This window comes from Agrobacterium sp. D14 (assembly GCF_001526505.1).
Taxonomy (GTDB): domain Bacteria; phylum Pseudomonadota; class Alphaproteobacteria; order Rhizobiales; family Rhizobiaceae; genus Agrobacterium; species Agrobacterium leguminum.
Genome location: NZ_ASXX01000011.1, coordinates 92245 through 104482, shown reverse-complemented (window position 1 = coordinate 104482; position 12238 = coordinate 92245). Strand labels below are relative to the sequence as shown.

Genomic DNA, 12238 nt, shown 5'->3' with positions numbered 1-12238 from the left:
CCTCCCGGTCAGGCGCCGGCTTCCGGGAGATTGATGCTGTCATGCCGCAGTAAGGGACGCCCACATGTCTAGCGATGAGAGTATTTCATCCTGTAGCTCGCCAGCGCGATCGACGGGTTGATCCGGTAGACACTGTCGAAGTCTTCATCCGTGAAGTATTGATATGAATGTGCGACATATTCGCGGAAAAGACCGTGCAGGTCCTGCCGCATCTGCTTGGCCGCCCATTCCAGCAAACCCGCCTTGAAGACGATGAAGATCGGGTAATATTTTGCCCTGAAGATCGGATTGTCCAGGAAAAGCTTCTCGATGTCTTTCAGCGCTGCGAACATCTCAAGCCGGCGCTCGTCGAACGTGCTCGTATGCTGCTCCCGCCCCGGGACGAGGCGGTGTGTTGTCAGGCTGGTGTTAATGGCCAGAAACCGTCCGGCATTCATATAGGCCGCCCAGTGCGGCAGGATATCTTCGTTGATCCGCGCCGTGGAGAAGCGCCAGTTCGTCCGGCGAATGAAAGATGTCCGCAGTATCTTGTTCCATGGGTAATTGATCGTCACCAGGAATTGCGCGGTCGAGTCGAGGTCGATCATTGCGCTGTCGCGGCTGCCGAGGACGCTATCCCAGATATTCTTGTCGATAGGCGCCATTTCGCCGGCAGGGCCATCGGCCGTTCTCAGCACGCTATATCTGAATGCGGCGACATCGATATTCGTCTCATCCATCAAGGGCAGAACGGTATCGATGGCTCCCTCATGCAGGAGGTCGTCAGCATCGTGAAACAGGCAATATTCGCTGTCGATGGTCGCCAGCGCCCTGTTGCGGGCAACGCCCGGCCCGGTGTTCGTCTCGCTGCGCATCAGCCTTATATTGGCGTGCCGCGCGATGTATTGCTCGACGATGTCGCAGGTATTGTCGGTGGAGGCATCGTCGACGACGACGATATCCATCTCGGTTTCATTGCGCAGAACACTGTCGAGTGTTTCGCCGATAAGACTGGCCATGTTGTAGGCCGGGATGATGACGGATATTTTTGCCATGACAGATACTGAATGTCCTCTGGGGCATTCTGCAATTAAAATGTTACGACGCGGCCTGAGCCGCGTCGTAGGTTTTGTCGGGTCGTTTAAGGCTTATACTGCCTTGTAGGCTTTGATGACCGCCTCGACCTGTGCATCGTTCATGACCTTCAGCTGCTGGGCCGAGAGCGCACCGGCCTGGCTGCTGCTGAGACCAGCGATGGCAGCGGTGGAAAGGCCTGCGATGGCATTGGCGCTGATGGCCTTGATCTCGTCGGTCGAGAAGAGGCCCAGTTCAGTGCTGTTCAGGGTCGCGATCTGCGCGGAGCTGAGGCCGGAGACCTGATCGGAGTTGAGGGCTGCGATCTGGTCGGTCGACAGGGCCGCGAACTGCGTCGAGGAGAGCGCTGCCGCCTGTGCTTTGCTGAGGGCGGCGACATTGCCGGTGCTCAGCTTGCTGGCGTCGATGCCGGCGAGAGCCTTGGTGCTGATCGCCTTGATCTCGTCGGTCGAGAAGGTGGCAAGGCTGTCGGAGGACAGAGCGTTAAGCTGCGTCGAAGACAGGCCGGCGATCTGCGTCTTGGTCAGCGCGGCGGCGTTTTCAGTGCCGAGACCAGCCAGGGTAAGACCGGAGATGGCGTTGGCGCTGATGGCCTTGATCTCATCGGTCGAGAACAGAGCCAGCTCGCTGCTGCTCAGGGTCGCAATCTGAGCGGAGCTGAGACCGGAGACCTGTTCCGAACCGAGGGCCTTGATCTGATCGGTCGACAGGGCTGCGAACTGCGCCGAAGAGAGCGCTGCCGCCTGCGCTTTGCTCAGGGCGGCGACATTGCCGGTGCTCAGCTTGGTGACGTCGAGGCCGGCAAGGGCCTTGGTGCTGATGGCCTTGATCTCGTCGGTCGAGAAGGTGGCAAGGCTCTCGGAAGATAGGGCGTTAAGCTGTGCCGAAGACAGGCCAGCGATCTGCGTCTTGGTCAGCGCGGCAGCATTTTCAGTGCCGAGACCAGCCAGGGTAAGGCCGGCGACAGCATTGGCGCTGATGGCCTTGATCTCATCGGTCGAGAACAGAGCCAGTTCGGCGCTGCTCAGGGTTGCGACCTGAGCGGAGCTGAGACCGGAAACCTGCTCCGAGCCGAGGGCCTTGATCTGGTCGGTCGAGAGGGCTGCGAACTGTGCCGAGGACAGTGCCGTGATCTGCGTTTTGCTCAGGGCGGCGACGTTGCCGGTGCTCAGCTTGGTGACATCGAGGCCGGCGAGGGCCTTGGTGCTGATGGCCTTGATTTCATCGGTCGAGAAAGTGGCAAGGCTATCGGAAGTCAGGGCGTTGAGCTGTGCCGAAGACAGGCCAGCGATCTGCGTCTTGGTCAGTGCAGCGGCATTTTCGGTGCTGAGAGCCGCAAGCGCTGCTGCGGAAAGGCCGGCAATGGCGTTGGCGCTGATCGCCTTGATTTCATCGGTCGAGAACAGCGCCAGTTCGCTGCTGTTCAGGGTTGCGACCTGAGCGGAGCTGAGGCCGGCGACCTGATCGGAGTTGAGGGCCTTGATCTGGTCCGTCGACAGGGCTGCGAACTGTGCCGAGGACAGTGCTGCGGCCTGCGTTCTGCTCAGGGCGGCGACGTTGCCGGTGCTCAGCTTGCTGGCGTCGAGGCCGGCAAGGGCTCTGGCGCTGATCGCCTTGATCTCGTCGGTGGAGAAGGTGGCAAGGCTATCGGAAGTCAGAGCGTTGAGCTGCGTCGAAGACAGGCCAGCGATCTGCGTCTTGGTCAGTGCAGCGGCATTTTCGGTGCTGAGAGCAGCCAGCGCTGCCGCGGAAAGACCGGCAATGCCGTTAGCGCTGATCGCCTTGATTTCGTCGGTCGAGAACAGTGCCAACTCGCTGCTGCTGAGGGTCGCAACCTGCGCGGAGCTGAGACCGGCGACCTGATCGGAGTTGAGGGCCTTGATCTGGTCGGTCGACAGGGCTGCGAACTGTGCGGAGGACAGTGCTGCGGCCTGTGTTCTGCTCAGGGCGGCAATGTTTCCGGTGCTCAGCTTGGTGACATCGAGGCCGGCGAGGGCCTTGGTGCTGATGGCCTTGATTTCATCGGTCGAGAAAGTGGCAAGGCTCTCGGAAGACAGGGCATTCAGCTGTGTCGAAGACAGGCCAGCGATCTGCGTTTTTGTCAGGGCGGCGGCGTTTTCAGTGCCGAGACCGGCCAGGGAAAGGCCGGCGACAGCATTGGCGCTGATGGCCTTGATTTCGTCGGTCGAGAACAGTGCCAGCTCGCTGCTGTTCAGGGTTGCGACCTGAGCGGAGCTGAGACCGGCGACCTGATCGGAGTTGAGGGCCTTGATCTGGTCCGTCGACAGGGCTGCGAACTGTGCGGAAGACAGCGCCGAAATCTGCGTTCTGCTCAGGGCGGCGACGTTGCCGGTGCTCAGCTTGGTGACGTCGAGGCCGGCGAGGAGCTTGGTGCTGATGGCCTTGATCTCGTCGGCGGAGAAGGTGGCAAGGCTATCGGAAGACAGGGCGTTCAGCTGCGTCGAAGACAGGGCGGCGATCTGAGACTTTGTCAGGGCGGCGGCGTTTTCGGTGCTGAGAGCAGCAAGCGCTGCTGCGGACAGGCCGGCGATGGCGTTGGCGCTGATGGCCTTGATCTCGTCGGAGGAGAAGAGTGCCAGTTCGCTGCTGTTCAGGGTTGCGACCTGAGCGGAGCTGAGGCCGGCGACCTGAGCCGAGTTGAGAGCCTTGATCTGGTCGGTCGAGAGGGCGTCGATCTGGCTGGTATAAAGCGCCGTAACCTGAGACGCCGACAGGCCGCTGATCTGAGCGGAGCTCAGCTTTGCGATCTGGGTCAGCGTCAAGCCCTTGAAGGCGCTTACCGAAATGGCCCGGAGATCTTCAGAGCTGAAAAGAGCAAGGTTATCTGTGCTCAAAGAAGCGATCTGAGACGACGAGAGGGCCTTGATCTTGGTGCTGTCCAGGGCATTCACGTCTTCCGAGGTTAGGCTGGCGATCGTGGAGGTGGAAAGCTTGGAAATCTGCACAGCAGACAGTGAGGAGAGAATCGAAGTCATGAACGTGTCCTTTACCGGATGGCGACTGGTCACGCCTATCTGCTGCCAGACACTGCCCGTGATGACAGCGGTCCGACATCCGCAAATAAAGCGAAATTGTGGAGAACATGGCTCATGTGAACCTGCGCTGGAAACGCATCATGCAATTCGAGCCGGAGAAGGGGGCCCGGATTTTCCACGCTAGCTTGTGCGAATGCCGCTTAATAATTTCTGCCGCTTAAGATTTTCGCGACGTGCGTGTCATATCAGGCCAACATTTAAAGCCTAGTTAATATTTGGAGGCGGCGCATTTTATTCTTGATGTTTGCGTATCTTAGAGTCTTATAGAGTATAAAATTACGAAGCTAACTATCGATTCGATCGGCTTCCACTGCGGGCAATCAGACGTGACCGCTCCCGGATAAGTAGTATCCGTTTGGAGGGGCGAGAGCGCAAGGGTTTGATCGTTATTTTCGTCTAAAACTGTCCTTCGATTCTTGCCGGGAGCTGACCCACCTATGTAACGCCTGCCAGAATCGGACAATGCTTTGCTTTGTCGTCTTTATTTCGGGTGCCGTCTAGTTGGTTTTTTTGAAACGGAAGCTGTTATTTCCGGTTTCCGGGCCACGGCAATGCTTTGGGCGGGCAGGCACGGGTCGCGCGATGATTCGGCGACGCCATTCAAGAAATCGGATATCGAAAGCGACCGGTCGCTCCCGTCATCGACCATCCATTCGGTGCCGTGAGGGAACAATCCCGATCTTTGTGCGCGGGCCGGAGAAAGCGTGGTGCAGGCCTAATCCAGCATCACCATATGCGCCGGCAACTGCTCTTCGAAAAATTTCGAGAAAGTCGCAATGCGGGGTGGCAGCGCCTGATAGGGCGGATAATAAAGCGTCAGCCAGAGTTCGGGCGGCGCCCAGCCGGGCAGCACATGAACGAGCCGGCCGCTATGGATATGTTCGGCGATATTAAATCCCGGCAGCAGGGCCACACCGGCGCCTTCCGCCGCCATATCGGCCAGAACCTCACCGCTATTGGCGCTGAATGCGCGGCCGGCCGAGATGGCGATGCTCGATCCGCCGTCCGACAGGACCCAGTTCTCCCGCCGGCTTTCACCGCTATAGGCAAGGCAATCGTCAGGGGTCAGTTCGCTTGGATGTTCCATCTGCGTGAACCGGCTGCCTGGGGCCGCCACCAATATTCTCGGCACGGCCCTGATCTTGCGCCAGATGGTGAATTTGTCCGATGGGGCGGACGAAATGCGGATTGCCAGATCGTAGTCGTCATCCACGATATTGATCAGGCCGTCCGAGAGCGAAATCTCGAAGCACATTTTCGGATAGAGTTCCCGGAAGCCGGACAGGATCGGCGGCAGCACCGTCTTGCCGAGCCATGTCGGCGCGCTGATCCTCAGACGTCCCTCATCCGCCTTGTGGGCGTTGCGGACATCGCGCCGGGCATTCTCCAGCGCCTCGACCGCCGGCTGGATCTGTGCGGCGAAGACGGCGCCGTCGGTCGTCAACGACACCTGGCGTGTGGTGCGGACAAACAACTGCACACCGAGATCATCTTCAAGCGCGGCAATCGCACGGGTGACGGCAGCCGCCGTCATGCCCAGTTCGCGGGCGACCTGCGCGAAGTTGCGCTTTTCGGCCGCCATCAGAAAGGTTTTGAGAGCTTTATGATCGTTCATCGCCATTATTTCAAAAATCGCAATTCATTCGAGAAAAATATTGCAATTCCGCGATGCAATCAAGCGGGTTACATCTTTGTCTATCGAAACGGACACACCGAAGACGAAAGGCGCCGACGATGATCAAGGATATCAAGGGCCTGCACCACGTCACCTCCATGGCGTCGGATGCGCGGCAGAACAACAGTTTCTTCACCGATACGCTCGGCTTGCGCCGGGTGAAGAAAACCGTCAACTTCGACGAACCCAGCGTCTATCACCTTTATTACGGCGACGAAAAGGGAACGCCCGGCACGGTCATGACCTATTTTCCCTTCGCCAACATGATGGCCGGCCGTCCCGGCGTCGGCGAGGTGGGCGAGACCCAGTTTTCCATCCCGAAGGGTTCGCTGGGTTTCTGGAAAGAACGTCTCCTTGCCAAAGGCGCCGCCGGCATTCAGGCCGACACGGTCTTCGGCGCAATCGCCTGCGCTTCACTGGTCCCGATGGCGATGGCCTTGCTCTGATCGAAACAGGCGACGACGCCCGTGCTGCTTGGCTGGCCGAGGGAATTTCCGAAGACAACGCCATACGCGGTTTCACCGGCGCACGTTTTAATTTGCATGACACTGCCGCAACCGAAGAACTGCTACGTTTCATGGGTTATGAGCGGACTGACGTTGAAGGCAATGTGACACGCTTCGTCATTCCCGGCGGCAACGGGGCAGACACGATCGATCTTGCGGCCCTGCCCAAGACACCCTTTGCCCGGTCGGGAGCAGGCTCGGTCCACCATATCGCCTTTGCAGTCGAAAACCGCGAGAAGCAGCTGGAAGTGCGCAAGGCGCTGATGGATACGGGTTATCAGGTCACTCCCGTCATCGACCGCGATTATTTCTGGGCGATCTACTTCCGCACGCCGGGCGGCATCCTGTTCGAGATCGCCACCAATGAACCCGGTTTCGACCGTGACGAGGATACCGCGCATCTGGGCGAAGCGCTCAAACTGCCGAACCGCTACGAGCCTTTCCGCAATCAGATCGAGGCGAACCTCGCTCCGCTTGCAGCATAAAGCGGGTCTCTGATCCGCATCCACTGACCAAGATAGATCCTCGCTTTTCAAGACGGCTGCCCCTGCCGGGCAGCCGGCCGGCGACGCCTTCTCAATTTCCACCGCCGCAGATCGGCAACCACCACCTGAACGGAGAACTGAAAATGTCCAAGCTCGAAGTCCTTACCCCCGCCAACAGCCAGCTCATCTTCATCGACCAGCAGCCGCAGATGGCTTTCGGTGTGCAGTCGATCGACCGGCAGACCCTGAAGAACAATGTCGTCGGCCTCGCCAAGGCGGCAAAGATTTTCAATATCCCGACGACCATCACCACGGTCGAAACGGAAAGCTTCTCCGGCAACACCTTCCCGGAACTGCTCGCGGTCTTCCCCGAGAACGATATCCTCGAGCGCACCTCGATGAACTCCTGGGACGACCAGAATGTTCGCGATGCGCTGGCGAAGAATGCGGCGGCGGGCCGCAAGAAGATCGTCGTCTCCGGTCTCTGGACGGAAGTGTGCAACACCACCTTTGCGCTCTCCGCGCTCCACGATGTCGCGGACTACGAGATCTATATGGTGGCGGACGCCTCCGGCGGCACCTCCGTCGATGCGCATAAATATGCCATGGACCGCATGGTGCAGGCCGGCATCATTCCCGTCACCTGGCAGCAGGTGCTGCTGGAATGGCAGCGCGACTGGGCACGCAAGGAAACCTATGACGCCGTCACCTCGCTGGTGAAGGAACATTCCGGCGCCTACGGCATGGGCATCGATTATGCCGTCACCCATGTCCATGGCGGCGAAGAGCGCGTCAAGCACGGCAAGCGCATCGGCCCCAACCCGGCCAAGAAATAAGCTTTCAACCGCGCCGCGCCGGCAGGATCGATATCCAGCCCGGTGCGGCTTTCACCCATCGAGGAGGTTCCCATGAAAGTCTATCTTCTGTCCCTTGGCGCCGGCCTGCTGGTCGGCATCGTTTACAGCCTGCTCAATGTGCGTTCTCCCGCACCGCCCGTCATCGCTCTCGTCGGCCTGCTCGGCATCCTGGTTGGAGAGCAGATCATTCCCTTCGCGAAGACGATCGCCGGCAAGGAACCGGCCGTCGTTTCGTGGATCAATCAGATCAAGCCGCACATGTTCGGCCATATGCCGAAGGGTGGCGCTGAAACAACTGGCCTTGCCGAAATCAAGCAACCGACCGAGCGGGAGAGAAGCTGATGCCGACACGACGCACCTTTCTTGGCGCGGCCTCGAGCCTTGCCTTTCCGAATCTGTTTTCACCGGCTAAGGCCGCTGATCCCATCAAGACCGGAGGTTCTTCCATGCATCCAGATACGATCCTTCACAATGGCCGCTTCACGACGCTCGACCGCGGTAATCCGAATGCAACGGCAGTCGCCATCAAGGACGGCCTGTTTCTGGAGGTGGGAAGCGACGCCGAGGTTATGGCCCTTGCCGGGCCGGATACGAAGATCATCGACCTCAGGAGCAAGCGGGTTCTGCCCGGTCTGATCGACAACCACACCCACGTCGTGCGCGGCGGCCTGAACTTCAACATGGAACTGCGCTGGGATGGCGTGCGCTCGCTTGCCGATGCCATGGACATGCTGAAGCGTCAGGTGGCGATCACCCCGGCGCCGCAGTGGGTGCGGGTCGTCGGCGGCTTCACCGAACATCAATTCGTCGAAAAGCGCCTGCCGACCATCGAGGAGATCAATGCGGTGGCGCCGGATACGCCGGTCTTTTTGCTGCATCTTTACGACCGGGCGCTGCTGAACGGCGCAGCCCTTCGCGCCGTCGGCTACACGAAGGACACGCCGAACCCGCCCGGCGGTGAGATTACCCGCGATGCGAACGGCAATCCGACCGGCCTGCTACTGGCCAAGCCGAATGCCGGCATTCTCTATTCGACGCTTGCCAAGGGGCCGAAGCTGCCGCTCGATTATCAGGTCAATTCCACCCGCCACTTCATGCGCGAGCTGAACCGGCTGGGCGTGACCGGCGTGATCGATGCGGGCGGCGGCTTCCAGAATTACCCTGACGATTACGAGGTGATCCAGAAGCTGTCGGATGAGAACCAGATGACGGTTCGGCTGGCCTACAACCTTTTCACGCAGAAGCCGAAGCAGGAGAAGGAGGATTTCCTCAACTGGACCTCGTCGGTCAAATACAAGCAGGGCAACGACTATTTCCGGCACAATGGTGCCGGCGAAATGCTGGTCTTTTCCGCTGCCGATTTCGAGGATTTCCGCCAGCCGCGACCGGACATGCCGCCGGAAATGGAAGGCGAGCTCGAAGACGTCGTCCGGATTCTGGCGGAAAACCGCTGGCCCTGGCGTCTGCACGCCACCTATGACGAGACGATTTCGCGGGCGCTGGATGTCTTCGAAAAGGTCAACCGGGACATTCCGCTGGAAGGCCTGAACTGGTTCTTCGATCATGCCGAAACCATCTCCGACCGCTCCATCGACCGTATCGCAGCCCTTGGCGGCGGCATCGCCACCCAGCACCGCATGGCCTATCAGGGCGAATATTTCGTCGAACGTTACGGTCAGGGCGTGGCGGAAGCCACCCCGCCGATTGCGCGGATGCTGGAAAAGGGCGTGAACGTTTCGGCCGGTACGGATGCAACGCGCGTCGCCTCCTATAATCCCTGGGTGTCGCTGTTCTGGATGGTGACGGGCAAGACGGTGGGCGGCATGCAGCTTTATCCGCGTGCCAATTGCCTCGACCGCGAGACGGCGCTGCGCATGTGGACCGAAAAAGTCACCTGGTTCTCGAATGAGGAAGGCAAGAAGGGCCGCATCGAAAAAGGCCAGTTCGCCGATCTCGTGGTGCCGGACAAGGATTATTTCTCCTGCGCGGAAGATGAGATTTCCTTCCTCACCTCGGAACTGACCATGGTGGGCGGCAAGATCGTTTATGGTGCCGGCGATTTCAGGACGCTGGATGAAAGCAATATTCCGCCGGCGATGCCCGACTGGTCGCCTGTGCGAACCTTCGGCGGTTATGCCGCCTGGGGAGAGCCGCAGGGCGCTGGAAAGAACTCGCTCAGACGGGCCGCGATCTCCTCCTGCGGCTGCGCCAATGATTGCGGTGTGCATGGCCATGACCATGCCGGCGCATGGACGTCGAAATTGCCGATTGCCGATCTGAAGGGCTTCTTCGGAGCGCTGGGCTGCTCCTGCTGGGCAGTCTGAGCCCGGCCAGCGGAAAAATCCACCGGGCAGCGGATCGCCGCTGCCCGGCGGGTCGGGAATAGATGTATTGCAAATATCGCAATTATATCGAAACTATTGATGCAATTGTTGGCGGTAATCCTTTGCGCCAATATCGCTCCATCAGATGAACGCAGCGCCGCTCGAACCGACCGGCCAGATCGCAGGAGCAAAAAAATGACCGAGCCGTCTTCAACCCTTCGCCTTCGCGGGCTTCTCGCGGATATCGTTGCCGCACCCGCCACAAAAACCCTTGCGCTTCTGGCGCTCTGCTCGGCCTATATTCAGGGGCCGCTGACCAAGATCTTCGACTTTCCCGGCGCGATTGCCGAGATGAACCATTTTGGCCTTCAGCCGGCGGTCGCATTCGCTGTCGTCGTCGTCCTGTTCGAGCTCACCGCCTCCGCTCTGGTGGTGTCGGGCTTCCTGCGCTGGGCCGGTGCTCTGGCGCTTGCAGGCTTCACGCTTCTCGCCACCTTCATCGCTCTCCGCTTCTGGGAAATGGCGCCCGGCATGGACCGCATGATGGCCACCAACGCCTTCTTCGAACATCTTGGCCTTGCCGGGGCCTTCATCATCGTCGCCGCAATCGATCTCACGAAAGGAACGGGCAAATGAGTGCTGCAAAATCCACCGCGAGCAGCTTCGCTCCCCTTGCACAACCGGTTTTCGCCGTTCTCTGGGCGGCGACGGTGCTTGGCAATACCGGCAGCTTCATGCGCGATGTCGCCAGTTCATGGCTGATGACCGATCTTTCGGCCTCGCCAGCGGCCGTCGCCATGGTTCAGGCGGCCGGAACCCTGCCGATCTTTCTTCTGGCGATCCCGGCCGGCGTGCTGACCGATATTCTCGACCGCCGCAAGTTCCTGATCGCGGTGCAGCTTCTGCTGGCCTCGGTCAGCGTCACCCTCATGGTTCTTTCCCATACCGGCCTGTTGTCCGTCAGCGCACTGATCGGGCTCACCTTCCTCGGCGGCATCGGCGCTGCGCTGATGGGGCCGACCTGGCAGGCCATCGTGCCGGAACTGGTGAAACGTGAGGATATCAAGAGCGCCGTGGCGCTGAACTCGCTGGGCATCAATATCGCCCGCTCCATCGGTCCTGCCGCCGGCGGCATCCTGCTTGCAGCTTTCGGGGCGGCCTTCACCTATGGCGCCGATGTCGCAAGCTATTTCGTGGTCATCGCCGCCCTTTTGTGGTGGCCACGAGCGAAGAACGCCAATGATGCGCTTGCGGAAGGTTTCTTCGGCGCATTCCGGGCGGGCCTTCGTTACACCCGCGCCAGCCGGCCGCTGCATGTCGTCCTGTTGCGGGCTGCGATCTTCTTTGCATTCGCCAGTGCCGTCTGGGCGCTGTTGCCTCTGGTCGCCCGGCAATTGCTCGGCGGAGATGCAAGCTTCTACGGTATCCTGCTCGGTGCTGTCGGGGCCGGCGCCATCGGCGGTGCGCTGGTCATGCCGAAATTGCGCGAACGGTTCGATGCCGATGCCCTGCTGTTGGGTGCGGCTCTCACCACCGCGCTCGTCATGGCCGGGCTGTCCTTTGCGCCGCCAAAGTGGCTTGCCATCGTCATCCTGCTGTTTCTCGGCGGCGCATGGATCACGGCTCTGACGACGCTTAATGGGGCGGCCCAGGCGATCTTGCCGAACTGGGTACGCGGCCGCGGTCTCGCCGTCTATCTCACCGTCTTCAACGGCGCGATGACAGCGGGCAGCATCGGCTGGGGTGCGGTGGGTGAAGCGGCGGGCGTGCCGGGCACGTTGCTCATCGGTGCGGCCGGCCTTTTCATTGCCGGTCTCGTCATGCACCGCCTGAAACTGCCTGCCGGCGATGCGGATATGGTGCCGTCCAACCATTGGCCTGAGCCGCTCGTTGCCGAGCCGGTGGCCCATGATCGCGGCCCGGTTCTGATCCTGATCGAATATAATGTCGAAAAACATCACCGCTCCGCTTTCCTGCATGCGCTGGATGAGCTCTCACAGGAGCGTCGCCGCGATGGCGCCTATGGCTGGGGCGTGACGGAGGACTCCGCCGATCCGCAGAAGATCGTCGAGTGGTTCATGGTGGAATCCTGGGCCGAGCACCTGCGCCAGCACAAGCGGGTTTCCCACGCGGACGCGGATTTGCAGGGCAAGGTGCTCGCTTATCATTCCGGGCTGGAAAAGCCGGTGGTGCGGCACTTCCTCACAATCAACCGGCCGGGGAAGGCGTAAAAACGGAAAGGGGCCGAAAAGGCCCCTTTT

Annotated in this window: 8 protein-coding genes and 1 pseudogene; 6 read left to right on the top strand and 3 right to left on the bottom strand. The window is 60.3% G+C overall.

Features of this window, described 5'->3' with window-relative positions:
• Positions 1–68: 68 nt before the first annotated feature.
• The 3 genes from L901_RS09870 to L901_RS09860 all read right to left on the bottom strand — a co-directional run bounded on the left by L901_RS09870 (position 69) and on the right by L901_RS09860 (position 5745).
• On the bottom strand, positions 69–1034 hold the full coding sequence (locus tag L901_RS09870; RefSeq protein WP_059756068.1) for a glycosyltransferase family 2 protein: 966 nt from the start codon (positions 1032–1034) through the stop codon (positions 69–71).
• A 93-nt stretch (positions 1035–1127) separates the two neighbouring features.
• The gene (locus L901_RS09865) at positions 1128–4070 is read right to left on the bottom strand and encodes a hypothetical protein (RefSeq protein WP_059756066.1); all 2943 of its coding nucleotides are present in this window, start codon (positions 4068–4070) and stop codon (positions 1128–1130) included.
• A 775-nt stretch (positions 4071–4845) separates the two neighbouring features.
• Positions 4846–5745, bottom strand: coding sequence for a LysR family transcriptional regulator (locus L901_RS09860; protein WP_059756063.1), 900 nt, complete (start codon positions 5743–5745; stop codon positions 4846–4848).
• Positions 5746–5864: 119 nt separating this feature from the next.
• Between L901_RS09860 and L901_RS09855 the strand changes: the two are divergent.
• The 6 genes and pseudogenes from L901_RS09855 (at position 5865) to L901_RS09830 (ending at position 12208) form a co-directional block, all read left to right on the top strand.
• Positions 5865–6796 (top strand): annotated as a pseudogene (locus L901_RS09855) (VOC family protein).
• 143 nt (positions 6797–6939) lie between these two features.
• Entirely contained in the window at positions 6940–7632 is a 693-nt protein-coding gene (locus L901_RS09850) for a hydrolase (RefSeq protein ID WP_020811322.1), read from the top strand.
• A gap of 72 nt (positions 7633–7704) precedes the next feature.
• Positions 7705–7995 carry a XapX domain-containing protein gene (locus tag L901_RS09845; RefSeq protein ID WP_059756060.1) on the top strand — a complete coding sequence of 97 codons (291 nt, stop codon included), beginning with the start codon at positions 7705–7707 and terminating at the stop codon, positions 7993–7995.
• Entirely contained in the window at positions 7995–9977 is a 1983-nt protein-coding gene (locus tag L901_RS09840) for an amidohydrolase (protein ID WP_059756058.1), read from the top strand. The genes L901_RS09845 and L901_RS09840 overlap by 1 nt, the downstream gene beginning before the upstream one ends.
• Positions 9978–10172: 195 nt before the next feature.
• Positions 10173–10613: a DoxX family protein gene (locus L901_RS09835; protein WP_059756055.1), complete on the top strand. Its 441-nt coding sequence runs from the start codon at positions 10173–10175 to the stop codon at positions 10611–10613.
• Positions 10610–12208 (top strand): MFS transporter, encoded by a 1599-nt coding sequence (locus L901_RS09830; protein WP_059756052.1) that lies wholly within the window; start codon positions 10610–10612, stop codon positions 12206–12208. The genes L901_RS09835 and L901_RS09830 overlap by 4 nt, the downstream gene beginning before the upstream one ends.
• Positions 12209–12238 lie beyond the last annotated feature (30 nt).

What these genes read in the sequence shown, in the direction of transcription:
- L901_RS09850 (WP_020811322.1), top strand. Translation starts at nt 6,940, where the DNA reads ATGTCCAAGCTCGAAGTCCTTACCCCCGCCAACAGCCAGCTCATCTTC.
- L901_RS09840 (WP_059756058.1), top strand. Translation starts at nt 7,995, where the DNA reads ATGCCGACACGACGCACCTTTCTTGGCGCGGCCTCGAGCCTTGCCTTT.
- L901_RS09835 (WP_059756055.1), top strand. Translation starts at nt 10,173, where the DNA reads ATGACCGAGCCGTCTTCAACCCTTCGCCTTCGCGGGCTTCTCGCGGAT.
- L901_RS09870 (WP_059756068.1), bottom strand. Translation starts at nt 1,034, where the DNA reads ATGGCAAAAATATCCGTCATCATCCCGGCCTACAACATGGCCAGTCTT.
- L901_RS09845 (WP_059756060.1), top strand. Translation starts at nt 7,705, where the DNA reads ATGAAAGTCTATCTTCTGTCCCTTGGCGCCGGCCTGCTGGTCGGCATC.
- L901_RS09865 (WP_059756066.1), bottom strand. Translation starts at nt 4,070, where the DNA reads ATGACTTCGATTCTCTCCTCACTGTCTGCTGTGCAGATTTCCAAGCTT.
- L901_RS09830 (WP_059756052.1), top strand. Translation starts at nt 10,610, where the DNA reads ATGAGTGCTGCAAAATCCACCGCGAGCAGCTTCGCTCCCCTTGCACAA.
- L901_RS09860 (WP_059756063.1), bottom strand. Translation starts at nt 5,745, where the DNA reads ATGAACGATCATAAAGCTCTCAAAACCTTTCTGATGGCGGCCGAAAAG.